This is a genomic window from Pseudomonas sp. MWU15-20650, from assembly GCF_023242475.1.
GTDB lineage: Bacteria > Pseudomonadota > Gammaproteobacteria > Pseudomonadales > Pseudomonadaceae > Aquipseudomonas.
In genome coordinates this window covers 1-23931 of record NZ_JALJFG010000048.1, presented here as the reverse complement: position 1 = coordinate 23931, position 23931 = coordinate 1, and the positions used below count along the sequence as shown (strand labels likewise).

The window sequence follows — 23931 nt, the reverse complement described above, 5'->3', positions numbered from 1 at the left end:
GGATTGCTTGCAAAGTATTACAGTGCAGGGAGAGGGGCGTCAGCCATCCCCTGAACCCGGTTACGCCCTCGTGCCTTGGCCAGGTACAGCGCCTGGTCGGCCAGGGAGAGCAAGTGCGAGAGCTCGTAGCCGGCCATTTCGGTGGTGACAATGCCGATGCTGACGCTGAGGAAGCCCGGTGCCAGCAGGTCGAGTTGGGCAAACGCCTGGCGAATGCGCTCGGCGACCTGAGTGGCGGCGGTTTCATCGCTGTCAGCGAGCAAACAAGCGAACTCTTCGCCACCAATACGGGCGAACACATCACCCTGGCGCAAGGCCGCCTCCGTCACCCGGCTGAAGGCGATCAGCGCCTGGTCGCCCATGGGGTGGCCGAAGCTGTCGTTCAAGCGCTTGAAGTGATCCAGGTCGCACAACAGCAGGGCCACGCTGTGCTGGCGGCGAGCACTCTCGGCGAGCAGTTGCTCACCCTTGAGCATAAAGGCACGGCGGTTGCCGACGCCGGTCAGGGCATCACTGAATGCGGCGGCCTTGAAGCGCAGCTCGGCGCGCTCCTTGACCATCGCCAGCGTGACATAGGCAATACCAATGGCGTACAGCATGGATTCAAACAGCATGAACGAGAAAAACGGTACGCCTGCGCTGTCCAGTCCCAGGGTGGTCTTGATCGGCAGGCCGGGGTCGGTAAAGGCGCGAATGCCATAAAAACCGGTGTGCGACAGGGTCAGCACCAGCGCCGGTACGTAGGCCACTTCCAGGCGGTCGCGCTTGCGCCACAATTCCAGGGCCGACAACACGCCATAGCTGGCCGCCAGCAGCGAATACAACATGACCCGTGCCGACAGCGAACCGTAGAACTGCGGCACCAGGCACATCAACAGCCACAGCCCGGCGCCGGCAAAGATGCCTGGCACACTGGGTTTGCGCTGTACGAAGGTGCGCATGGCCGTCCAGTTCATCGCGGCGCTGAGCAACAACACCACGTTGCCGATGATCAGCGCCACAAAGTCCATGCCCATGCCACGCACCACGATCAGCCCGGTGCCCAGGGAGGCGAGCAGCAGCATGGTGCCCAGGTAGCCCAGGGTCGGCTCGCGGCCACGGCTCCAGGCATGCACCGTCAACAGGCCCATCAGGCCGAACACGAACACGGCCACTATCAGTAGCGTCGGGATGTGCAGCATCATTTCCTTGAACCTGGCGTGAGTTCCTTCTTATTGGGGCGCGATTGTAGCCGTATCTGCGATGAGTGGTGATCAACTTGACGCTGACCGTGCCCGAACGACATGCTCCTGCTCCTTTTGAGCAAAGGCCCGACCATGGACAACAGCCCCGTTCGCATCACCGCCGAGGAAACCCTCTCGGACAATTGGTACCTCCTGAAAAAGTACAGTTTCGACTTGCGCCGTCAGGATGGCAGCTGGCAAGCCCAGACCCGTGAGGTGTACGACCGGGGTAATGGCGCGACGATCCTGTTGTACAACCGTGAGTTGCGTACGGTGCTGCTGATTCGGCAATTCCGCATGCCCACGTTCGTCAACGATTACCACGGCTACTTGATCGAAGCGGCGGCCGGGTTGCTGGACAACGCCAGTCCCGAGGAACGTATTCGCCTGGAAGCCGAGGAAGAGACCGGCTACCGCGTAAGGCATGTGGAAAAAATCTATGCAGCGTTCATGAGCCCGGGGTCGGTGACCGAGCGGATTCACTTCTTTATCGGTGAGTACCAGCCGCAAGACCGCGTGGGTGCAGGCGGTGGCCTGATCGATGAGGGCGAGGACATCGAAGTGCTGGAGTTGGGTTTCGAGCAGGCGCTGGCGATGGTGCAAAGCGGTGAGATTGTGGACGGCAAGACCATCATGTTGTTGCAGCATCTGGAGTTGCGGATGTTGAAAGAGGGCTGGTAACGGATAACCGGACCCGCTAAGCCTCGGTATCTACACAACCTTTGAAGGCAGTCATATTTCCCTGTGGTGAGGGAGGCCCCACTACCTCTGGCTGCGAAGCATCCGTCCTTCCTTGGGGGCGCTACGCGCCCCAACGCGGGACAAGCCCGCTCGCCACAGGCCCACCGCACCGACTAGCGGCTCTTGTCGGAAATTTCCCATAGGAGTACAAATGTACTCCATGACGATTCTAACTCCCCGCCGCACTGCCATCCTGACCTTTATCCGCGACCGCATCGCGCAGCAAGGCCAGCCCCCGAGCCTCGCCGAGATCGCCGAGGCATTCGGCTTTGCCTCGCGCAGCGTCGCCCGTAAACACGTGGTGGCCCTGACCGAAGCCGGTTTTATCGAGGTCAACCCTAACCAGGCGCGTGGTATTCGCCTGCTCAACCAGCCCGCTCGCCGCGAATGGCTGGATGTTCCAGTGTTGGGACGGGTGGCCGCAGGCAGGCCCATCGGCGCCGATGCCGAAGTACACAGCCGTTTGCAACTGGACCCCGCCACGTTTGCGAAAACCCCGGATTACCTGCTGCGAGTGCAGGGCGACTCAATGATCGAGGACGGTATTCTCGATGGCGACCTGGTTGGCGTACGCCGCAGTGCCGAGGCGGTGAACGGGCAGATTGTGGTGGCGCGCCTGGACGGTGAGGTCACTATCAAACGTTTCGAACGCAGTGGCGACAAGGTTCGCCTGCTGCCGCGTAACCCGGCGTACCAACCTATCGTGGTGGGCCCCGACCAGGACCTGGCCATTGAAGGGGTGTTCTGCGGCTTGGTGAGGCAAGGCTGATGGGTGCCGTGGTTGCCCTGGACTCGCTGTTCAATGGCGGGCGAGTCTGGAAGGGCCGGCCCGCCGCGCCAGCGGCCAGTATTCACCCTACGGGGCTTGCGGCGCTGGATGCGGTGCTGCCCAGCGGCGGTTGGCCTGCGAGCGCCTTGAGTGAAATCCTGATGGCCAAGGACGGCGTGGGCGAGCTGCAACTGGTGCTGCCGACCCTGGCGCGGTTGTCAGCGGCGGGGGAGCGCATTGTGCTGGTGGCGCCACCCTACACGCCGTACCCCCACGCCTGGCAGAACGCCGGGGTGGATTTGCGCCTGCTCTCGGTGGTCCAGGCTCAGGAGCGTGACGCGTTGTGGGCGGTGGAGCAGTGCCTGCGTTCCGGCAGTTGCGGTGCGGTGTTGTGCTGGCCGCGCAAGGCCGATGATCGCGCCTTGCGCCGCTTGCAGGTGGCGGCGGAAACCGGGCAGACCCTGGCGTTTGCCTGGCGTTCACTGAGTGAGGCGATCAATCCGTCGCCTGCGGCCTTGCGCCTGGCGGTCGAGGCCCGGCCCGCGCAAGTGCGGGTGCTCAAGTGCCGGGGTGGGCTGGCCCATCCGGCGCCGATTGCGTTGGCGGGGCACTGAGGTTGCCATGCGTTGGGTGTGTATTGTCTTCCCGCAATTGGCGCTGGATGGGGTGCAGCGCCTGCATCCCGAGCCCGAGCAGCCGCTGGCGCTGCTGGCCGGCACGCCGCAGCGGCGCGTGCTGCAAACCGTCAATGACGCTGCGCGTGCCTTGGGTTTGCGTCCCGGCCAATCGTTGACGGCGGCCCATGCCCTGGCCAAGACCTTTGCCTGCGCCGAATACGACCCGGTGCAGATCGAGCGCTGGCAGCAGTTTCTTGCTGCTTGGGCCTACCGTTTCAGTTCCCAGGTCAGTGTGTATTACCCGCGCGCCTTGCTGTTCGAGATCGAATCGAGCCTGGGGTTGTTCGGGCCCTGGTCGCAGTTCGAGGCGCGCTTGCGCAAGGAGTTGACCGAGTTGGGGTTTCGCCATCGTATCGTCGCCGCGCCCAACCCCGCAGCGGCCCGTGTGCTGGCGAATATCTACGATGGCCTGGCCGTGGCGGATGATCATGCATTGATGCAGGCGTTGTCCCTGCTGCCTATCGACCGTGCCGGCCTCGACCCGCAGGCTGCCACCGCCTTGTCGCGCATGGGGCTGCGCACCCTGGCCCAGGTGCAGGCGCTGCCCCGGCATACCCTGGCGCGGCGTTTTGAGGCCGGCGTGCTCAAACACCTCGACGCCCTGAGCGGGCAGCGCCCATTGGCCCTGGCGTTCTATCAACCGCCGGATCAGTTCGATGTGCGTATCGAGTTGAACTTCGACGTGCACTCCCATCAAGCGTTGCTGTTTCCCTTGCGGCGGTTGACCGCTGACTTGTCGGCCTTCCTCTACGGGCGCGACAGTGGTGTGCAACGTTTCGACGTGCACCTGGAACATGCCCAGGTGCCCGATAGCGTGATCAAGGTTGGCCTGCTCAGCGCCGAACGCGAACCGGCGATGTTGTTCGAATTGGCCCGCGGGCGCCTGGAGCAGGTGCAAGTCAGTGCGCCAGTGCGCGGCTTTCGCCTGGTGGCCCAGGACTTGCCGGTGTTCGTGCCGCAGCGCCAGGACCTGTTCGACGACCGCCCGCAGCAAACCCTGCCGTGGGAGCAGTTGCGCGAACGCCTGCGCGCGCGCCTGGGGGATGAGGCGGTGCAGGGCCTGCGCTTTCACGCCGAGCATCGCCCCGAATGCGCTTGGCAAGCCACGGCTGACAGTCGCCCATGCCCGAGCTTGAGCCGTGTGCAGCGCCCCGGCTGGCTGCTCACCGAACCGACCTTGCTGGCTGAGCCCGGCGTGCAAATCCTGATGGGCCCGGAACGCATTGAATCCGGCTGGTGGGATGGCGCCGATATCCGCCGCGATTATTACCTGATCCAGACCCGCGCCGGCCAGCAAGGCTGGGCCTACCGCTCCGTGGGGCACCCCGATGGGCTGTGGCTGCAAGGCTGGTTTGCATGAGTTACGCCGAGCTGCATTGCCTGTCCAACTTCAGCTTTCAACGCGGCGCCTCCAGTGCGCTGGAGCTGTTCGAGCGGGCCAAGCATCAGGGCTACAGCGCCCTGGCGATCACCGACGAATGCACGCTGTCGGGTATCGTGCGGGCCTGGCAGGCAGCGAAGGCGGTGGGGTTGCCGTTGATTATCGGCAGCGAGGTGCGCATCGAAAATGGCCCGAAGCTGGTGCTGCTGGTGGAGAACCTGAGCGGTTACCAGCACCTGTGCCGGTTGATCACCCTGGCCCGGCGCCGTGCCGAAAAGGGCCGCTATCGCCTGTTGCACGAGGACTTCGAGCAGCCGTTACCCGGCCTGCTGGCGCTGTGGGTGGCCGAAGACGACGAGACCCAGGCCTCGATCCAATGGTTGCACCGCACCTTCCCCGGGCGCTTGTGGCTGGCGGTGCACCTGCATGGCGGCCAGGACGATGCCGGCCACCTGAGGCAACGCCTGGACCTGGCCGCCAGCCTGAACCTGCCGGCCGTGGCTTGCGGTGATGTGCATATGCATGTGCGCAGCCGTCGCGCCCTGCAAGACACCATGACCGCCATCCGTCATCACGTGCCGGTGGCCGAAGCCGGCTTGCGCCTGTACCCCAATGGCGAGCGGCATCTGCGCAGCCTGGAGGCGTTACAGGCGTTGTATCCGCTGCCGTTGCTCGAGCAAACCCAGGTCATCGCTCGCCGCTGCACGTTTGACCTCGGCCAGTTGCGCTACCAATACCCGCGCGAGCTGGTGCCCGAAGGCCAGAGCGCGGCCACCTGGCTGCGCACGCTGACTGAAGAAGGGATCGCCCGGCGCTGGCCGCAGGGGGTCGACGCCAAGACGTTGCAGCAGATTCACTATGAACTGAAGCTGATCAGCGAGCTGGGCTACGAAAGCTATTTCCTCACGGTGCACGACATCGTGCGCTTCGCCCGCAGCCGTTCGATCCTGTGCCAGGGTCGTGGCTCGGCGGCTAACTCGGCCGTGTGTTTTGCCTTGGGCATTACCGAGATCGACCCGAGTTTGACGGGCATGCTGTTCGAGCGCTTCCTGTCCAGGGAGCGTAACGAGCCACCGGATATCGATGTCGACTTCGAACACGAGCGTCGCGAAGAAGTGCTGCAATACGTATTCCAGCGCTACGGCCGCACTCGCGCGGCGTTAACGGCGGTGGTCAGCAGCTACCACGCGGCCGGTGCCGTGCGCGACGTGGCCAAGGCCCTGGGCTTGCCGCCGGACCAGATCAATGCGCTGGCCGAGTGCTGCGGGCGTTGGAGTGACGATGCGCCGCCGTTGGAACGCCTGCGTGAAAGTGGCTTCGATCCGGACAGCCCGCTCTTGCGTCGGGTACTGGGGCTGACCCAGCAACTGATCGGTTTTCCCCGGCACCTGTCCCAACACCCCGGCGGTTTTGTGATTTCCGAACACCCGCTGGATACCTTGGTACCGGTGGAAAACGCCGCCATGGCCGAGCGCACCATCATCCAGTGGGACAAGGACGACCTGGATGCCGTCGGCCTGCTCAAGGTGGACATCCTGGCGCTGGGCATGCTCAGTGCCATTCGCCGCTGTTTCGATCTACTGCGCCGTCATCGTCACCTTGATCTGTCTTTGGCACAGATCCCCAAGGACGACGCGGCGACCTACGCGATGATCAGCAAGGCCGACACCATTGGCGTGTTCCAGATCGAATCGCGGGCACAGATGTCGATGCTGCCCAGGCTCAAGCCGCAGAATTTCTATGACTTGGTCATTGAGGTGGCGATTGTGCGGCCCGGGCCGATCCAGGGCGGCATGGTGCATCCCTACCTGCGACGGCGAAACAAGGAAGAGCCGACTACCTACCCATCGCCAGAGCTTGAGGCGGTGCTCAAGCGCACCCTGGGCGTGCCGCTGTTCCAGGAACAGGTGATGCAGATCGCCATGGTCGCCGCCGATTACAGCCCCGGCGAGGCTGACCAACTGCGCCGCTCCATGGCGGCCTGGAAGCGCCACGGTGGCCTGGAGCCGCATCAGGAACGCCTGCGCACCGGCATGCTCAAAAACGGCTACAGCGAAGCCTTTGCCGCACAGATTTTCGAGCAGATCAAAGGCTTTGGCAGCTATGGTTTTCCCGAGTCCCACGCGGCCAGTTTTGCCTTGCTGACCTACGCCAGCTGCTGGCTCAAATGCCATGAACCGGCGGCCTTCGCCTGTGCACTGATCAATAGCTGGCCCATGGGCTTCTACAGCCCGGACCAGATTCTGCAGGATGCACGGCGCCATCGCTTGCAGATCCGCCCGGTGGATGTGTTGGCCAGTGACTGGGATTGCAGCCTGGAGCCTGTCGAAGGCCAGCAACCGGCGATTCGCCTGGGCTTTCGCATGATCTGCGGGTTTCGCGAGGACGATGGGCGGCTTATCGAAGCCGCGCGCCAGCGGCAAATGTTCAGCGATATCGCCGACCTGGATGCGCGTGCCGGACTCGATGCCCGTGCTCATGCGTTGCTGGCGGATGCCGGCGCCTTGCGGGCCTTGGCCGGCAACCGGCACCAGGCGCGCTGGGAGGTCGCCGGCGTGCACAAGCAACTCGGGTTGTTTGCCGGGTTGCCCAGCCCGGATGACGCGGTGGTTGAGCTGCCGACACCCACGGTCGGCGAAGACCTGCACGCCGACTACGCCACGCTCGGCACCACCCTTGGCCCACATCCACTGGCGCTGTTGCGGGCGGAGTTGCGCCGGCGGCGTTGTCGCAGTTCCCGGGAACTCATGGCGGTGGAGCATGGGCGTAACGTGAGCGTCGCCGGGTTGGTGACCGGTCGGCAGCGGCCAGGCACGGCCAGCGGCGTAACGTTTGTCACCTTGGAAGATGAGTTCGGTAACCTTAATGTGGTGGTCTGGCGCGACCTGGCCGAGCGCCAACGCCAGGCGTTGGTGGGCGCGCGGCTGCTCAAGGTGGACGGGCGCTGGGAGGCGGTGGGCGAGGTGCGGCACTTGATTGCCGGGCGCTTGACTGACCTGTCGCCACTGCTGGAAGGGATCAATGTGCGCAGTCGAGATTTTCACTGAGGCCGCGGGATTCTGTTGTAATCGGCCTCTGGCGCACACCGGTGAAACCATCCCTGTCCGGCGTGCTCCAACGCTTGCGACTGTTTCTTCTTTGCGTAGAGCCCAACGATGCAATTTTTATCCAACTCCCACGGCTGTGAAGGTTGGGCCGGTGAAATGGCCCAGCGGATTCGCGCGTTCGACTGGTCGGCCACTGACCTGGGGCCTCTTGACCAGTGGTCCACCAGCCTGGCCTGCACCGTGCAAATGATGCTGGCTTCACCCTTGCCGATGGTGATGCTGTGGGGGCGTGCGGGGTACATGATCTACAACGACAGCTATTCGGTATTTGCCGGTGGCCGCCACCCGTACTTGCTGGGCACGCCCGTGGAGCTGGGTTGGCCGGAAGTGGCCGAGTTCAACCGCCATGTGGTGGACACCTGCCTGGCCGGCGGCACCTTGTCGTTCAACAACAAGGACCTGGTGCTGTTGCGCAACGGCAAGCCGGAAACCGTGTGGCTGGATCTCTATTACAGCCCCGTTGCCGGGGACAACCAGCAACCGGCCGGGGTGCTGGCGCTGGTGGTGGAGACCACGGAACTGGTGAAGTCCGAGCAGGTGCGCCAGGAACTCACCCATAACCTGGAGCAGCGCGTGGCGGCCGAAGTGCAGGCGCGTTCCGCTGCTGAGGACCAGTTGCGCCAGTCGCAGAAGCTGGAGGCGATCGGCGGCCTGACCGGTGGTGTGGCTCACGACTTCAATAACCTGCTGCAAGTGATCGCCGGTAACCTGCACTTGCTGGCCCGGCATGAGCCCGACAATGCCCAGGTGCAACGCCGCGTCACGGCGGCCATTGCGGCGGTAGAGCGTGGGGCCAAGCTGTCGTCGCAACTGTTGGCCTTTGCCCGTCGCCAGCCGTTGTCGCCGGCGGTGTACAACCCGCAACGCATCTATGCAGGTCTAGGTGAGCTGCTGCAACGGGCGCTGGGGGAAACCATTCATATCGACGTGCAACTGCCCCAGGACGCCTGGTGCATCAACGTCGACCGCAACCAGCTGGAAAACGCGCTGCTCAACCTGGCGATCAATGCCCGGGATGCCATGCAAGGCGAGGGTGTGATTCGCATCACCGGGGAAAACATCCTCCTCAACCCGGGCGATTGCATCGGTAAAAGCGTCAAGCCGGGTGAGTACGTGCGCCTGGCTGTGACCGACACCGGTATTGGCATGCCACCGGAGGTGCTCAAGCGTGCCTTCGAGCCGTTCTTTACCACCAAGCGCGAAGGGCAGGGCACCGGCCTGGGGTTGAGCATGGTGTTCGGCTTTGTGCGCCAAAGTGGCGGGCATGTGGAGGTGTGGAGCGAGCAAGGCAAGGGCTCAGTGGTGCAGATGTATTTCCCCCACAGCCTGGAGCCGGAAAGCGCCGATGTGTGCAGCGAGGGGGGGCTCGATTGCATTGGCCAGGAAACTATCCTGGTGGTCGAAGACAACGAAGGCGTACGCCTGACTGTCGTCGAGTTGCTGCAACAGTCGGGGTATACGGTGCTCTGCGCCGAGGACGGCGACCGTGCGATACAGACGTTGCAGGGCGGCGCGCGGCCGGACCTGATCTTTACCGATGTGGTGATGCCGGGTCGGGTCAAAAGCACTGACCTTGCCGACTGGGCCCGCGCACAGAACCCGCCCGTGGCCGTGCTGTTCACCTCGGGCCACACCCGCGACATTCTTTCCAGCAATCATTTGCTCAGCGCCGATATTCACCTGCTGAGCAAACCCTACAGTCCCGAGGCCCTGGCGCAACGTGTGCGCACGGTGCTCAACGCCAGGCAAGGTTGTCCATGACGTCACAGCGCAACATTCCTCAGATCACTGCCCAGCCTCAGGGTTTCGTGCGGGTGCGTGGCGCCCGCGAACATAACTTGCGCAACGTCGATGTGGATATCCCGCGGGATGCACTGGTGGTGTTCACCGGCGTGTCCGGTTCCGGCAAGTCGTCCCTGGCGTTTTCCACGGTGTATGCCGAGGCTCAGCGCCGATATTTCGAATCGGTGGCGCCCTATGCGCGGCGCCTCATCGATCAGGTCGGCGTGCCGGATGTGGACAGCATCGAGGGCTTGCCTCCCGCCGTGGCCCTGCAACAGCAACGGGGTACGCCGAGTGCGCGTTCATCGGTAGGCAGTGTCACCACCTTGTCGAGCTTGATCCGCATGCTCTATTCCCGGGCCGGCAGCTACCCGCCAGGCCAGGCCATGCTGTATGCCGAGGACTTTTCGCCGAACCTGCCCCAGGGCGCGTGCCCGCAATGCCACGGCCTGGGCCGTGTGTATGAAGTGACGGAGGCGCTGATGGTGCCCGATCCGTCCTTGAGCATTCGCCAGCGGGCGGTGGCGTCATGGCCGTTGGCGTGGCAGGGGCAGAACCTGCGCGATATCCTCGTGACCCTGGGCTATAACGTGGATATCCCGTGGCGCGACCTGCCGAAAAAACAGCGCGACTGGATCTTGTTCACCGAAGAAACCCCCACCGTGCCGGTGTACGCCGGCCTCACCCCGCAGCAGACCCGCGATGCGTTGAAACGCAAGCTCGAGCCCAGCTATCAGGGCACGTTCAGTGGCGCACGGCGCTATATCCTGCATACCTTCGCCCATACCCAAAGCGCGCTGATGAAAAAGCGCGTGTCGCAGTTCATGCAAGGCAGCGCCTGCCCGATGTGCGAGGGCAAGCGCCTGACCCAGGCGGCGCTGTCGGTGAAGTTTGCCGGCGTGGACATCGGCGAGTTGTCGCAACTGTCCCTGGTGCAGTTGGCCGAGCGGCTAAGGCCGGTGGCCGCGGGGCAGGACACGATGAAGCTGTCGGTGGAGAAACGCCTCGCTGCGCAGCGTATCGCTGAGGATTTGCTGGAGCGGGTCAGCACCTTGGTCGAGTTGGGCCTGGGTTATCTGTCCCTGGAGCGCAGCACACCGACGTTGTCGTCCGGGGAGTTGCAGCGCCTGCGCCTGGCCACTCAGTTGGGCTCGCAGTTGTTCGGGGTCATCTATGTGTTGGATGAGCCTTCGGCGGGCCTGCACCCGGCGGATGGTGAGGCGCTGTTCAGCGCATTGGAACGCTTGAAAGCGGCGGGTAATTCATTGTTTGTGGTGGAGCACGACCTGGAAACCATGCGCCGCGCCGACTGGCTGATCGACGTAGGCCCAGCCGCCGGCGAGCATGGCGGGCAGGTGCTGTACAGCGGCCCGCCTGCGGGCCTGGCGCAGGTGCAGGCGTCGCAAACCCGCGAATACTTGTTTGCCGAACCGCGCCCGGCGAATTCAGCACGCCGCGAACCCGGCGGCTGGTTGAAGCTTGAGGAGGTCACGCGCAATAACCTGAGTAATCTGCAGGTGGATTTTCCGTTGGGCTGCTTCACGGCGGTGACGGGGATTTCCGGCTCGGGTAAATCCAGCCTGGTCAGCCAGGCGCTGTTGGAGTTGGTAGGCAGCGGCCTCGGTCGCGTGCTGGAAAATGACGACGAGCCGAGTTTGGAAGACGATGCCCCACAAACCAGCGGCGGGCGTATCAGCGCCGGGCTGGAGCACATCCGCCGCCTGGTGCAGGTGGACCAGAAACCCATTGGCCGCACGCCGCGCTCTAACCTGGCAACCTACACCGGGTTGTTCGACAACGTGCGCAAATTGTTCGCCGCCACGCCGGCTGCCAAGCAGCAGCATTACGACGCCGGGCAGTTTTCGTTCAACGTCGCCAAGGGCCGTTGCCCGAACTGCGAGGGTGAAGGGTTTGTCAGCGTTGAACTGCTGTTCATGCCCAGCGTGTACGCGCCATGCCCGACCTGCCACGGCGCGCGGTATAACCCCCAAACCTTGGCCGTCACCTGGCAAGGCTTGAACATCGCCCAGGTGCTGGGGCTGACGGTTGAGCAGGCGGTCGAGGTGTTTGCCGAACAGCCCGGCGTGCTGCGCTCATTGCAGGTGCTGCGCGATATTGGCCTGGGGTATCTGTGCCTTGGCCAGCCGGCCACCGAACTCTCCGGTGGCGAAGCGCAACGCATCAAGCTCGCCACCGAGCTGCAACGCAATGCGCGGGGCGCCACGTTATACGTGCTTGACGAGCCGACGACCGGCTTGCATCCACGGGATGTCGACCGGTTGCTCAGCCAACTGAACCAACTGGTGAACGCAGGGCACACGGTGATTGTGGTCGAGCATGAAATGCGCGTGGTGGCCCAGAGTGACTGGGTGATCGATATCGGCCCGGGGGCAGGGGATTCGGGCGGCAAGGTCGTGGCGTGTGGTGCACCGCAGACCGTCGCCAAGAACACGAACAGCCGCACTGCGCCGTTTCTGGCTCGAGCGCTGACCTAGCAGTCAACGCCGATCAAATGCAGGAGGGGCTTGTTCCCGATAGCAGTGTGTCAGCCCGCTCATATGTTGGCTGAACCACCGCCATCGGGAGCAAGCCCCCTCCCACAGGATGGTGTTTATTCAGTGCAGTTGTGCGGGATTTGGTGGTTGGCCCGTAAACCCGAATTTTTCCTGCAACCTGGGCAGTGGCAAGTGTGGGAGGGGGCTTGCTCCCGATAGCGGTGTGTCAGCCCGCTCATATATTGGCTGATCCACTGCCATCGGGAGCAAGCTCCCTCCCACAGGATGGTGTTTATTCAGTGCAGTTGTGCGGGATTTGGTGGTTGGCCCGTAAATCCGAATTTTTCCTGCAACCTGGGCAGTGGCAAGTGTGGGAGGGGGCTTGCTCCCGATAGCGGTGTGTCAGCCCGCTCATATATTGGCTGATCCACCGCCATCGGGAGCAAGCCCCCTCCCACAGGGATGGTGTTTATTCAGTGCGGTTGTGCGGGATTTGGTGTTTGGCCCGTAAATCCGAATTTTCCCTGCAACCTGGGCAGTGGCAAGTGTGGGAGGGGGCTTGCTCCCGATAGCGGTGTCAGCCCGCTCATATACTGGCTGATCCACTGCCATCGGGAGCAAGCCCCCTCCCACAGGGATGGTGTTTATTCAGTGCGGTTGTGCGGGATTTGGTGGTTGGCCCGTAAACCCGAATCTTTCCTGCAACCTGGGTAGTGGCAAGCCCCCTTCCACAGGGAGGGTGTTTATTCAGCCAGGTTGTGCTGGATTTGTTGCTTGGCTAGCTTCACCACATGCTCCACCGTAAACCCGAACTTCTCCTGCAACTTGGGCAGTGGGGCCGATGCGCCAAAGCTGTTCATCACCACTTTGGCGCCGGTTTGCCCGACATAGCGGTCCCAACCCAGAGGGCCGGCCTGTTCCACCACCACTCGGGCTTTCACCGCAGGTGGCAGCACGCTGTCGCGGTAAGTCGCGTCCTGGTCTTCAAACAGTTCCCAGCTCGGCATTGAAACCACTTGCGCGGCAATCCCTTCGCTTTTCAGTTGCTCATAGGCGGCCACCGCAAGGCTGACTTCACTGCCCGTTGCCAACAGCAGGACGTTGGGCGCATCAGCGCCGGCCAGCACATAGGCGCCCTTGGCCGCGCCACGGGCGCTGGCGTATTTCGTACGATCCAAGGTCGGCAATGCTTGCCGTGACAACACCATGCAGCTCGGTCGATGGGTTTGGGCCAGGGCCACCTTCCACAGTTCCAGGGTTTCATTCGCATCGCCCGGGCGCAGGGTCAGCAGCCCCGGGGTGGCGCGCAGCTGGGTCAGGTGCTCGATAGGTTGGTGTGTCGGCCCGTCCTCACCCACGCCAATCGAGTCATGGGTAAACACGAACACCACCGGCAATTCCATGATCGCTGCCAGGCGGATCGGCGGTTTCATGTAGTCGCTGAACACCAGGAACGTCGAGGTGTAGGGGCGCAGGTAGGACAGCGCCATACCATTGGCAATCGCGCCCATGGCGTGTTCACGGATGCCAAAGTGCAGGTTGCGCCCGCTGTAGTCCTCGGCACTGAAGCGCCCGGCGCCGTCAAAGGTGAGGTTGGTTTTGGTCGAGGGCGACAAATCTGCCGAGCCCCCCAGCAGCCAAGGGATGTGCTGGGCGAAGGCATTCAGCACCTCGCCGCCGGACGCCCGGCTGGCGATGCCCTTGGCATCCGCCGCAAAGCTGGGCAATTGCGCCTGCCATTGCTCGGGCATTTCCCCGGCGCGCATTCGCCGCAGTTCGTCGGCCAGTTGTGGGTCGAGGGCGGCCAGGGCCTGTTTCCATTGTGCGTACAGCGGCTCGGCGCGCTCGAGCAGTGCATCACGCAGCACCGTGCGGGCGGCGTCGGGCACCAGGAAGCTGGCGTCTTGCGGCCAGCCATACGCGGCTTTGGTCAGGCGGATTTCTTCCTCGCCCAACGGCTCGCCATGGGCCGCAGCGGTGTTGTGTTTATGCGGCGAACCGTAGCCGATCACGCTGTCGACCACGATCAGGGTCGGCGCGCCGGTATTGGTCTTGAACGTCGCCAGCGCCGCGCTCAACGCCTGCAGGTCATTGGCGTCGGTGACGTGCAACGTGTGCCAGCCATAAGCCTGGAAGCGCTTGCTCACGTCTTCGCTGAACGCCAGCTCAGTGTGGCCCTCGATGCTGATGGTGTTGTTGTCGTAGATCCAGCACAGGTTATCCAGCTTCAAGTGCCCGGCCAGCGATGCCGCTTCGCTGCTGATGCCTTCCATCATGTCGCCGTCGCCGCACAGGGTGTAGACGTCGTAGTCGAACAGCACCTGGCCGTCGCGGTTGAAGCGCTGGCCCAGCCAACGCTCGGCCATGGCCATGCCCACGCTGTTGGCGCACCCCTGGCCGAGTGGGCCGGTGGTGGTTTCCACGCCGGTGGTCATGCGGTACTCGGGATGGCCCGGGGTCTTGGAACCCATCTGGCGGAACTGCTTGATATCGTCCAGGCTGATCGCCGGTTGGCCGGAGCGCTTGCCGTGCGCATCGATCTCGACCACGCCGGCCAGGTGCAGCAACGAATACAACAGCATTGACGCATGGCCCACCGACAACACAAAGCGGTCACGGTTGGGCCAATCGGGATGCTCCGGGTGAAACCGCAGGAAGCGGCTCCACAACGTGTACCCCACCGGCGCCAGGCCCATGGGAGTGCCAGGGTGGCCGGAATTGGCCTTCTGCACGGCGTCCATGGCCAGGGTGCGAATTGTGTTGATGCATTGGGTGTCGACAGCGGTGGCAGCTTGATTCATGAAACCGGTCTCCCTCGGGTGGCGATCTACAGTGGAGGGCAGGGCACGGCAAAGGTTTGATCCCATTGTCGGTGTCGCGACGAACGGGATTCTATTGACCTCGAACATGACAAGACCCGTTGCAATGGGCTAGCTTCAACAGCGTAGGCCATTGATCAACTTGTGGAGGTACGCCATGCCAGTGAAACACGACCTGTATCAGGACTTGGGGTTGAGCAAGGAAGAGGTTCACAAGCACAGGGCGAGCGATAAACGGCTGGACTCTTTATTCGCTCGCTATGACGCGGCCGACGCAGAGGTGCTGGGTGCGGAAAAGGCCAGCGCCAGCGACCAGGATGTAGAGAAGCTGAAGAAGAAACGGTTGTTGCTCAAAGACAAAATTGCAGCGCTCCTGGGCGTGTGAGCCGCCGCAATATTTGTTCAGATTTGCCTGGGGGACATCTGCGGAGTCAGTCCTTATGATGCCTCCCGTCCACCCGGCTCTGGGGACTGTTGCGGCGCAAGGATTGCGCTGGTGAGCCGGGCGGGCACCCTCATTTCATCCCAGCAGTGTGCCCAGGCATTCATCAATGGAGCGCTGCTGCGTCTGGTCATACAGCGTCAACTCATCAATAGTCTTGCGGCCCAGCGCCTGCTCGAACTGCGCCTGGTTCGAATTGGCGGCGTAGTGACTCTGCGCGGCATCCCCCAGGTTTGACTGAAAGATCCCCGCCGCACTCACCGGCAGAAAATCTTCATACACCAACGGCTCTACCGCCACATGGCCGGCGCTGACCAGTGCGTCCAGCGTGCGGGGTTGGTCGGGCTGGCCGCGTGCGGCCAAGCCTTGCTCGGTGGTGAAGTAGCGGAAGTATGCCAAGCCTTGCTCGCGCATTGGCCCGTGGTGATCGGGGAAGGCTTGGAAGTGCTGTTCCATCAATTGCACATAACGCGCGGCGTTGGACTCGTTGGGAAACGTGCCAAGTTCATCGCGTGCGGCGTTCAGCAACTGGTCGTACAGGGCACGGCCTTTGGGCGTCAGCGCGACGCCGCGTTGTTCAATTTCGCCGAAGCGGGCGCTGTGGCTGCCTTGGGCGTCAGTGAAGGCGATGGGTTCATCCAGCGCCTTGAAGCTGGTCTGGCGCAACAGGATCGGGCACTGGCGCCGAGGTGGGCCTTCGATCACCGCCTTGGGCGTGATGCCTTTGCCGGGCATGGCGGCCTGCACCTGGTCGATGTCCAGGGTTCGAGGGGTGAGGTGATTGATGTGCGGGCCCTTGAAGGCGACGACGTCGGCAACCAGGCGGTGCTGGTCGCTGAGTTGCTGGTACTGCGCGCCCGTGACCGTGGCCGTGTGGTGCCAGCGGAAGGTCTCCAGGGCCTGGCGGATAAATTCGTCGGCGTCATGGGTATTCAGGCCCCCCTCTTTTTCGCACTGTTCGATCAACGCCAAGGCGCCGGGGGTAAAGATCGAGCGCTTGGCCAGGGCGGTTTCGGCAAAGGCACGCACGTCGAGGTCCTCGATCAGCTCCAGGCGCAACAACGAGGTGAACACGCGAAACGGACTGGTTTGCAGCGAGCGTTCATGCACGGCGCGAAAGGCGGTGGAATGCACTGGCACACCGGCCGGCGTCAGGTCGTAGTAGCCCACCGGCTGCATGCCCATCACTGCAAACAGGCGGCTGATGGTTGCCAGTTCGGCGGCGGTGCCCAGGCGGATGGCACCGTGGCGCTCCCTGTCCAGGCGCTGGATTTCCCCGGTGCGTTGCAGCTGTTGTGCCAGGCCCGGTTCGGCGTCAAGTACGCGGGCATTGGTCTCGGCCACCAGCGCCATCAGCGCGCCATACAGCGGAACTTCATCTCGGTACATGTCGGACATGGCCTTGGAGAAGCCTTTGCGGATGTCGTCAGGGCTGACATGGGCGGTGGTGGGCATAGAAAAATTCCTGATGGCTATGACGGTGACAGTGGCTTTTCTCTGGATTTTGTTGGGCGGCGGGGCAGCTTGCAAACGAAGAATCCTCTGGACTTCATTCTGCAAATGAATGAAATGACGTGAATGTGACAAAAAACGATGGCTACAAAATTTCATTTTCGACGGACTTTTCTAACAAATTCTTCACGAGGTCCGCTCAGGTCCGCATGAAACAATCGTTACGTTCATAGGGATGAAAGCCGTTCTGCACACCACGCACATAAAAATATGTTTAGGGGCCGTCGTTAATGAAAATTTCTACACTGGCGTTATCCATCACCGCCGCCGTGCTTGCACAACAAGCGTGCGCTGATGATTTTGGGCTCGGCTCTCTCGGCACCGGCACCGGTCACAGCGGTTTTCTCGAAGACAGCCATGCGTCTATCAGCTCGCGGACCATGTACTACAACGCTGACGTTCGCTCGGGGACCGCGAACGACCTGCGCGAAGCCGCCCAGATGCTGCGCTTTGACTACAAGTCCGGCTTCACCCAAGGCACCGTTGGTGTCGGTTTCGACGTCATGGCGTTCGGCGCCCTGCGCCTGGACGGTGGCGATGGCCACACCGCAGGTACCGGCCTGGCGGGTAACGGCAACAGCTTCTTCCCGACCAAGAACAACGGCACTGAGCCCGCCGACGCGTTCGGCCGTGCTGCGGGTAACGTGAAGTTCCGCATTTCCCAGACAGAGTTGCACGTCGGTGGTGGCTTGGCCCCGGTGTTGCCGATCCTGGTCTCCAACGACAGCCGTGTGGCGCCGCAGACCTTTGACGGCGGCATCCTCACCTCCAACGACATTCCAAACGTGACCTTCACCGGCGGTGAACTGAACAAGGTGGAAGGGCGTGCGTCGAGCAATTCCACGGGCCTCAGCGTGGCCGGTGCCACCCGTGACAGCGACAGCTTCAAGTTCGGCGGTGTGGACTACAAACCGTTTGGCTCGTCCGATAACGCCATCGCTAAAAACCTGACGTTGCAGTACTACTACGCCAACCTGGAAGACTTCTACAAACAGAACTATCTCGGCCTGGTCCACGTCTTGCCGTTGGGCAATGACCAATCGTTCAAGACCGACCTGCGCTACTTCGACAGCACCAGCGACGGCAAGAACGGCTCGGCCGGTTATGCGTTCAACAACAACGGTGGCTACGCCAAGCACGCAGGCGAAGTGGATAACAAAACCTACAGTGCCGCGTTCACCTACCAGCTGGGCGGCAGCAGCCTCATGCTCGGCCACATTGGCGTGGGCAATGACGGTGGCTTCGTCTGGGTCAACCAGGGCAGCCTTGCCGATCCGAACCCGCAAGGCGCGGGTGGCAGCGACTTCTACCTGTTCACCGACGCGGTGGTTGGCCAGTTCTCCCGTGCGGGCGAGCAGGTCAATTTCGGTCAATATGCCTATGACTTCAAAGCCTACGTACCTGGCCTGAAAGCCTCCGTGGCTTACCTGGACGGCACGGGCATCAAGTCCAAAGTGGACGGCGGCCCTGATCAGAAAGAAAACGAAACCGACTTCCGCCTGGATTACGTCGTGCAAGAAGGGCCGCTGAAAGGCTTCGGTACGACCTTCCGTACCGGGACCTACCATGGTCACAACACCGGTACTGCCGACCAGGACCAAACGCGCCTGATCTTCAACTATACCTACGCGATCTTCTAAGCACTCGCGAGTCAACACAGCCGGTCGCCGAGTCAGCGGCCGGCTGTTTTTTTTGCGCGCTGATTGGTCTTCATGTGCATCCGGGCGTGGATGGGTTCTACACTGCTCCTCACTTTGTAGGTGAAGGAGGACCCAATGACGGCCACACCCGTAACCAGCATTCTTGAAACGACTGAAGGCCAGCGCCTGGCGACTCAAGACGCAGCGCGTTGGCGTGAGTGGGGCCCGTACTTAAGTGAACGCCAATGGGGTACGGTGCGCGAAGACTACAGCGCCGACGGCGACGCCTGGGCCTACTTCCCCCATGAACATGCCCGCAGCCGTGCCTACCGTTGGGGCGAGGACGGGTTGGCGGGTTTCAGCGACAAGGCGCAGCGCTGGTGCCTGGGCCTGGCCCTGTGGAACGAGCGTGACACGATCCTCAAGGAGCGCCTGTTCGGCCTCAACAACGCCGAAGGTAACCACGGTGAAGACGTCAAGGAACTGTACTTCTTCGTCGATGGCGTGCCGAGCCATGCCTACATGCGCATGCTCTACAAATACCCCCATGCAGCTTTTCCCTATGCCGACCTGATCAGCGAAAACGCCCGCCGTGGGCTTGAGGATACCGAGTACGAAATCCTCGACACCGGGGTGTTCGAAGACAACCGTTACTGCGATGTCAGTGTCGAATACGCCAAGTACCAGCCCGACGATATTTTCATGCGTGTCACCGTGCACAACCGCTCGGACCAGCCGACGCGCCTGCAGGTGCTGCCACAGGCATGGGCGCGCAATGACTGGAGCTGGACCTATGACGCGCCCAAACCGCAGTTGATACGGGAAGGCGAGCACGTACTGGCCCGCCATCATGCATTGCCTGACCGGCACCTCAGCGCCTGGGGGCAAGAGGGGGTGGAATGGCTGTTCTGCGAAAACGAAAGCAACTTCCCCCGATTGGACGGGCAGCCGGCACCGGGACCGTTCAAGGATGGCATCAACGATTACGTGGTGGACGCCGTGCAATCGGCGATTCGCCGGGACGCGGGTACCAAGGTTGCCGCGCGGTTCTGCCTTGAGCTGGCGGGCCTGGAAAGCCAGACCCTCTACCTGCGGTTTGCCCCGACGGACGCGCCCGAGGTCAACGCGCGCAAGCTGTTTGAGCTGCGTCGCCAAGAGGCCGACGAGTTTTACGCGGCCTTGCAACAGGGGATCGCCGATGACGATGCGCGCAATGTGCAGCGCCAGGCCCTGGCCGGTTTGCTGTGGTCCAAGCAGCTGTATTATTTCGACGTCAATCAGTGGCTCGACGGCGACCCGGCCCAGCCCGCGCCGCCGCCCGAGCGCCTGCATATCCGCAATACCCATTGGCGCCACCTGTCCAATTTCGACATCCTCTCCATGCCCGACACCTGGGAGTATCCGTGGTACGCCTCGTGGGACCAGGGTTTCCAGGCGGTGGCCTTTGCGCTGATCGACCCGGGCTTCGCCAAGCAACAGTTGTTGCTGCTGGTGAAGGACCGTTTCATGCACCCCAATGGCCAGTTGCCGGCTTATGAGTGGCGCTTCGATGACGCCAACCCGCCGGTGCATGCGTGGGCCAGTTGGCGGGTGTACCAGCAGGACAAGGCGTTGACGGGCGTCGGTGACATGGATTTTCTCGAACGGATCTTCCACAAGCTGCTGCTGAATTTCTCCTGGTGGGTCAACCGCAAGGATGCTGAGGGGCGCAACCTGTTCCAGGGAGGCTTTCTGGGGCTGGACAATATTGCCTTGTTCGACCGCTCGGCTGCGTTGCCGCCGGGTTACCAACTGGATCAGGCCGATGGCACGGCGTGGGTCGCGGCCTATGCCCTGGACCTGATGCGCATCGGCCTGGAGCTGGCCAAGCGTAATGTCGTGTACGTCGATATTGCGGTGAAGTTTTTCGAACACTTCCTGTATATCGCCGGCGCCATCAACCGCGTCGACGACAGCGCCGAAGGGTTGTGGGACGAGCACGACCAGTTCTTCTATGACGTCTTGCACCGTCCCGATGGCCAGAGCGAGCCGGTGCGACTGCGCTCCATTGTCGGCCTGATGCCGTTGTTTGCGGTGCTGGTGCTGGAGCAGCGAGAGCATGAAGGCTTGAAGGGCTTGCGCGAACGCCTGTTGGGGTTCATGCACCACCGGCCGGACCTGGCCAGCCTGGTTTCGCGCTGGAACGAACCCGGCCAGGGCAACCGTCTGCTGCTGGCGTTGCTGCGCGGTGAGCGCACCAAGGACCTGCTGCGGCGCATGCTGGATGACCACGAATTCTTGTCGGCCTTTGGCGTGCGCTCCTTGTCCAAGGCTTTTGCTGAACAGCCCCTGGCCCTGAAGATGAACGGCAACACCCTGTGTGCGCGCTACCAGCCTGGCGAATCCGACTCTCGCTTGTACGGCGGCAACTCCAACTGGCGCGGGCCGCTGTGGATGCCGGTGAACTACATGCTGATCGAGTCGCTGCGTGAATTTCATCGGTACTACGCCGACAATTTTTCGGTGGAATACCCGACCGGCAGTGGTTACCTGGCCTCTTTGGAGGAAGTGGCCGACAGCCTCAGCCAGCGGTTGACCCGCCTGTTCTTGAGGGATGAAAACGGATCAAGGCCATCAATGGCCGCCTATGCGCAGCTCGAAGCGGACCCGGCCAGTCGCGATCTGGTGTTGTTCCATGAGTATTTCCATGGGGACACCGGGCGAGGGCTGGGGGCTTCACATCAGACGGGGTGGAGTGCGTTGGTGGCGTTGTTATTGCAACCTAAAACCTAAGCCACGCCATCGAAACAATGGGGGGGCTTGCTCCCGATAGCAGAGTGTCAGCCACTGATCTGTTTACTGAGCCAACCCCATCGGGAGCAAGCCCCTCCCACATTGGGACTCTCATGAGTTTGAGATTGCAGGCAAAAAAAATCCCGCCGGCAAAGGCGGGATCGGGATTCAAGGTCACCCTTGAATCAGGCCGGGAACAGCTCGCTCAGTTTCATGGCCAGCATCATGTCGCCTTCGGTGCGCAGTTTGCCACCCATGAAGGCCTGCATGCCGTCGGTGGAGCCGTCGACGATGCCTTTCATGGTCTCGCCGTCCATGACCAGGGTCACTTGGGCGTCTGGGTTTTCGCCTTCGAGCAGTTCGCAGGTCTTGTCCTTCACCACCAGCGAGAAGTTCTGGGTGTCGTCGATACGGAAACCGAATACCAGGTCCAGGCCGTCGGCAGCGGCTGGGTTGAATTTGGCTTTCATTGCTTCTACAGCTTTGGCTACGTCAGTCATGGTTTCGATCCTTTAAGGTAGAGTCCAGTGACCTTGGGGTCACGGTTGGCCGCAAGTCATCGGAAGGTGATGAGCTGCGGCGCCTTCAACAGTTGCAAGTGGGTATGACTGTTGAAGGAAGCCAGTGCCACCTCGCGCCCGCGGAATTTCAGCTGGTTGAGCGAGGTGTTAACAATTTGCCAGTTCAGTTCGAACGCCTGGGCGGCAGGCATTCGGGTAATCAGGTGGAGCAGGGCGGTAATGGTACCGCCGGAGGTAAACACGGCGATCTTGTCGGTGTTGTCGGCGGCTTCAAGAAGGCGCTGCAAGCCACCCTGGACACGCTCGACGAACCCCAGCCAGCTTTCCAGCCCGGGAGGGTCATAAGTACCCGCCAGCCAGCGCTCGATGATCAGCGCGAAGATGCGCTGGAACTCGCTGCGGTTTTGCGCGGCGTTGCGCAGGATATCCACGGCGTGGGGCTCGGTGGTGAGCAGGTCGGGGAGCAGGGCGCGGATGATTGCTTCGCCGTCGAATTCGTTGAAGGCCGTGTCGATTTCCAGGGGGGGAACCGGCAGGCCCAGGGCGCTGTATTGATTGAAGGTGGCGGTCGCGGTGTGCTGCTGGCGACGCAGGTCGCCCGAGACACAACGGTCGAACGTGAGGCCCAGGTCGGCCAGGTGGCGACCGAGTACCTGCGCTTGCTCCACACCGACGGGCGACAGGACGTCATAGTCGTCTGCACCGAAGGAGGCTTGGCCATGTCGAATCAGATAGATGCTGCCCACGTCCGTTTTCCCGGTACGTTGAAAGTCTGGCGAGGTTATGAGGATGCCTTCGAGCTGTCAATGAAAAAACATACGCTTGTTTTAAAAGGTCGTTGGAGGCGCGCTGGTGGCGGTTTGATGACTGGCCCGAACGCGGTGCCGTCGGTATGCTGGGCCATCCGCGCCTGGCGCCGTGCATTCTTTAAGGAGACATATGGATTTTTTGGCCGAATACGCGAGTTTTCTGGCGAAGACCGTCACCCTGGTGGTCGCTATTCTGGTGGTATTGATCAGCTTCGCGGCACTGCGCAGCAAAGGTCGTCGCAAAGCCGCCGGCCAACTGCAGGTCAGCAAGCTTAACGATTTCTACAAGGGGCTGCGCGAGCGCCTGGAGTCGACCCTGCTCGACAAGGACCAGCTCAAGGCCCTGCGCAAGTCCGAAAGCAAAGCCGAAAAGAAGAACAGCAAGAAAAAACCCGAGGCCAAGCCACGGGTGTTCGTGCTGGATTTTGACGGCGACATCAAAGCCTCGGCCACTGAGAGCCTGCGTCATGAGATCACTGCGCTGCTGAGCCTGGCTACGCCGAAAGACGAAGTCGTACTGCGCCTGGAAAGTGGCGGCGGCATGGTGCACAGCTATGGCCTGGCCTCGTCGCAACTGGCCCGCATCCGCCAGGCGGGCGTGCCGTTGACCGTATGCATCGACAAGGTCGCGGCCAGCGGCGGTTACATGATGGCGTGCATCGGCGAGAAGATCATCAGCGCGCCGTTTGCGATCCTTGGTTCCATCGGCGTGGTGGCGCAATTGCCAAACGTCAACCGGCTGCTGAAAAAGCACGACATCGACTTTGAAGTGCTCACCGCCGGTGAATACAAACGCACCCTCACGGTATTTGGCGAAAACACCGAAAAGGGCCGCGAGAAGTTCCAGGAAGACCTGGACATCACCCACCAGTTGTTCAAGAACTTTGTCTCGCGCTATCGCCCGCAGCTGGCGATTGACGAGGTGGCCACCGGAGAAGTGTGGTTGGGTGTTGCCGCCCTCGACAAACAACTGGTCGATGAATTGCAAACCAGTGATGAATACCTGGCCACCAAGGTCAAGACCGCCGATGTGTTCCACCTGCACTATGCCGAGCGTAAAAGCCTGCAAGAGCGTGTGGGCCTGGCGGCCAGCGGTTCGGTGGACCGGGTGCTGTTGACCTGGTGGAGCCGATTGACCCAGCAGCGGTTCTGGTAACCAAGCCTCAGAATCTATGCGCTCCCCTGTGGGGGGGCTTGCTCCCGATGGCGGTGGGTCAGCCCCAGATGCATTGACTGTCACT

At 62.3% G+C, this 23931-nt stretch carries 16 protein-coding genes; 11 read left to right on the top strand and 5 right to left on the bottom strand.

What is annotated here, in order from left to right; genetic code table 11:
• Nucleotides 1–17: 17 nt before the first annotated feature.
• Nucleotides 18–1184, bottom strand: coding sequence for a GGDEF domain-containing protein (locus M5B43_RS25330; RefSeq protein WP_248752627.1), 1167 nt, complete (start codon nt 1182–1184; stop codon nt 18–20).
• A gap of 132 nt (nt 1185–1316) precedes the next feature.
• On the opposite strand from M5B43_RS25330, the gene M5B43_RS25325 reads away from it, so the two are divergent.
• The 7 genes from M5B43_RS25325 to M5B43_RS25295 all read left to right on the top strand — a co-directional run bounded on the left by M5B43_RS25325 (nt 1317) and on the right by M5B43_RS25295 (nt 12175).
• On the top strand, nt 1317–1904 hold the full coding sequence (locus tag M5B43_RS25325) for an NUDIX domain-containing protein (RefSeq protein ID WP_248752646.1): 588 nt from the start codon (nt 1317–1319) through the stop codon (nt 1902–1904).
• Between the two features lie 211 nt (nt 1905–2115).
• Complete coding sequence (gene lexA, locus M5B43_RS25320; RefSeq protein WP_248752626.1) at nt 2116–2733, top strand: transcriptional repressor LexA; 618 nt, start codon at nt 2116–2118, stop codon at nt 2731–2733.
• Nucleotides 2733–3347, top strand: coding sequence for a translesion DNA synthesis-associated protein ImuA (gene imuA, locus M5B43_RS25315; RefSeq protein ID WP_248752625.1), 615 nt, complete (start codon nt 2733–2735; stop codon nt 3345–3347). Before lexA ends, imuA begins: the two co-directional genes overlap by 1 nt.
• Before the next feature lie 7 nt (nt 3348–3354).
• Nucleotides 3355–4770, top strand: coding sequence for a DNA polymerase Y family protein (locus M5B43_RS25310; RefSeq protein WP_248752624.1), 1416 nt, complete (start codon nt 3355–3357; stop codon nt 4768–4770).
• Complete coding sequence (locus M5B43_RS25305) at nt 4746–7838, top strand: error-prone DNA polymerase (protein ID WP_248752623.1); 3093 nt, start codon at nt 4746–4748, stop codon at nt 7836–7838. The genes M5B43_RS25310 and M5B43_RS25305 overlap by 25 nt, the downstream gene beginning before the upstream one ends.
• A gap of 108 nt (nt 7839–7946) precedes the next feature.
• Entirely contained in the window at nt 7947–9659 is a 1713-nt protein-coding gene (locus M5B43_RS25300) for an ATP-binding protein (protein ID WP_248752622.1), read from the top strand.
• Nucleotides 9656–12175 (top strand): excinuclease ABC subunit UvrA, encoded by a 2520-nt coding sequence (locus M5B43_RS25295; protein ID WP_248752621.1) that lies wholly within the window; start codon nt 9656–9658, stop codon nt 12173–12175. Before M5B43_RS25300 ends, M5B43_RS25295 begins: the two co-directional genes overlap by 4 nt.
• Before the next feature lie 743 nt (nt 12176–12918).
• Here M5B43_RS25295 and tkt read toward each other — a convergent pair.
• On the bottom strand, nt 12919–14976 hold the full coding sequence (tkt, locus tag M5B43_RS25290) for a transketolase (RefSeq protein WP_248752620.1): 2058 nt from the start codon (nt 14974–14976) through the stop codon (nt 12919–12921).
• Nucleotides 14977–15151: 175 nt separating this feature from the next.
• On the opposite strand from tkt, the gene M5B43_RS25285 reads away from it, so the two are divergent.
• On the top strand, nt 15152–15379 hold the full coding sequence (locus M5B43_RS25285; protein WP_248752619.1) for a DUF465 domain-containing protein: 228 nt from the start codon (nt 15152–15154) through the stop codon (nt 15377–15379).
• 135 nt (nt 15380–15514) lie between these two features.
• Here M5B43_RS25285 and M5B43_RS25280 read toward each other — a convergent pair whose 3' ends face one another.
• Nucleotides 15515–16891 (bottom strand): VOC family protein, encoded by a 1377-nt coding sequence (locus M5B43_RS25280; RefSeq protein ID WP_248752618.1) that lies wholly within the window; start codon nt 16889–16891, stop codon nt 15515–15517.
• Between the two features lie 287 nt (nt 16892–17178).
• On the opposite strand from M5B43_RS25280, the gene M5B43_RS25275 reads away from it, so the two are divergent.
• Nucleotides 17179–18588: an OprD family outer membrane porin gene (locus M5B43_RS25275; protein ID WP_248752617.1), complete on the top strand. Its 1410-nt coding sequence runs from the start codon at nt 17179–17181 to the stop codon at nt 18586–18588.
• Between the two features lie 135 nt (nt 18589–18723).
• The gene (locus M5B43_RS25270) at nt 18724–21360 is read left to right on the top strand and encodes a glucosidase (protein WP_248752616.1); all 2637 of its coding nucleotides are present in this window, start codon (nt 18724–18726) and stop codon (nt 21358–21360) included.
• Nucleotides 21361–21545: 185 nt separating this feature from the next.
• Here M5B43_RS25270 and M5B43_RS25265 read toward each other — a convergent pair whose 3' ends face one another.
• The gene (locus M5B43_RS25265) at nt 21546–21860 is read right to left on the bottom strand and encodes an SCP2 sterol-binding domain-containing protein (protein ID WP_155581976.1); all 315 of its coding nucleotides are present in this window, start codon (nt 21858–21860) and stop codon (nt 21546–21548) included.
• Nucleotides 21861–21916: 56 nt separating this feature from the next.
• Nucleotides 21917–22627 (bottom strand): histidine phosphatase family protein, encoded by a 711-nt coding sequence (locus M5B43_RS25260; RefSeq protein ID WP_248752615.1) that lies wholly within the window; start codon nt 22625–22627, stop codon nt 21917–21919.
• A gap of 193 nt (nt 22628–22820) precedes the next feature.
• Here M5B43_RS25260 and sohB point away from each other — a divergent pair, with 193 nt between their 5' ends.
• Nucleotides 22821–23846: a protease SohB gene (gene sohB / locus M5B43_RS25255; protein WP_248752614.1), complete on the top strand. Its 1026-nt coding sequence runs from the start codon at nt 22821–22823 to the stop codon at nt 23844–23846.
• Nucleotides 23847–23931 lie beyond the last annotated feature (85 nt).

Excerpts from the sequence above, each read along its gene's own strand:
- imuA (WP_248752625.1), top strand. The coding sequence starts at position 2,733 with ATGGGTGCCGTGGTTGCCCTGGACTCGCTGTTCAATGGCGGGCGAGTC.
- M5B43_RS25300 (WP_248752622.1), top strand. The coding sequence starts at position 7,947 with ATGCAATTTTTATCCAACTCCCACGGCTGTGAAGGTTGGGCCGGTGAA.
- M5B43_RS25325 (WP_248752646.1), top strand. The coding sequence starts at position 1,317 with ATGGACAACAGCCCCGTTCGCATCACCGCCGAGGAAACCCTCTCGGAC.
- M5B43_RS25265 (WP_155581976.1), bottom strand. The coding sequence starts at position 21,860 with ATGACTGACGTAGCCAAAGCTGTAGAAGCAATGAAAGCCAAATTCAAC.
- lexA (WP_248752626.1), top strand. The coding sequence starts at position 2,116 with ATGTACTCCATGACGATTCTAACTCCCCGCCGCACTGCCATCCTGACC.
- M5B43_RS25270 (WP_248752616.1), top strand. The coding sequence starts at position 18,724 with ATGACGGCCACACCCGTAACCAGCATTCTTGAAACGACTGAAGGCCAG.
- sohB (WP_248752614.1), top strand. The coding sequence starts at position 22,821 with ATGGATTTTTTGGCCGAATACGCGAGTTTTCTGGCGAAGACCGTCACC.
- M5B43_RS25280 (WP_248752618.1), bottom strand. The coding sequence starts at position 16,891 with ATGCCCACCACCGCCCATGTCAGCCCTGACGACATCCGCAAAGGCTTC.
- M5B43_RS25275 (WP_248752617.1), top strand. The coding sequence starts at position 17,179 with ATGAAAATTTCTACACTGGCGTTATCCATCACCGCCGCCGTGCTTGCA.
- M5B43_RS25285 (WP_248752619.1), top strand. The coding sequence starts at position 15,152 with ATGCCAGTGAAACACGACCTGTATCAGGACTTGGGGTTGAGCAAGGAA.
- tkt (WP_248752620.1), bottom strand. The coding sequence starts at position 14,976 with ATGAATCAAGCTGCCACCGCTGTCGACACCCAATGCATCAACACAATT.
- M5B43_RS25295 (WP_248752621.1), top strand. The coding sequence starts at position 9,656 with ATGACGTCACAGCGCAACATTCCTCAGATCACTGCCCAGCCTCAGGGT.
- M5B43_RS25330 (WP_248752627.1), bottom strand. The coding sequence starts at position 1,184 with ATGATGCTGCACATCCCGACGCTACTGATAGTGGCCGTGTTCGTGTTC.
- M5B43_RS25310 (WP_248752624.1), top strand. The coding sequence starts at position 3,355 with ATGCGTTGGGTGTGTATTGTCTTCCCGCAATTGGCGCTGGATGGGGTG.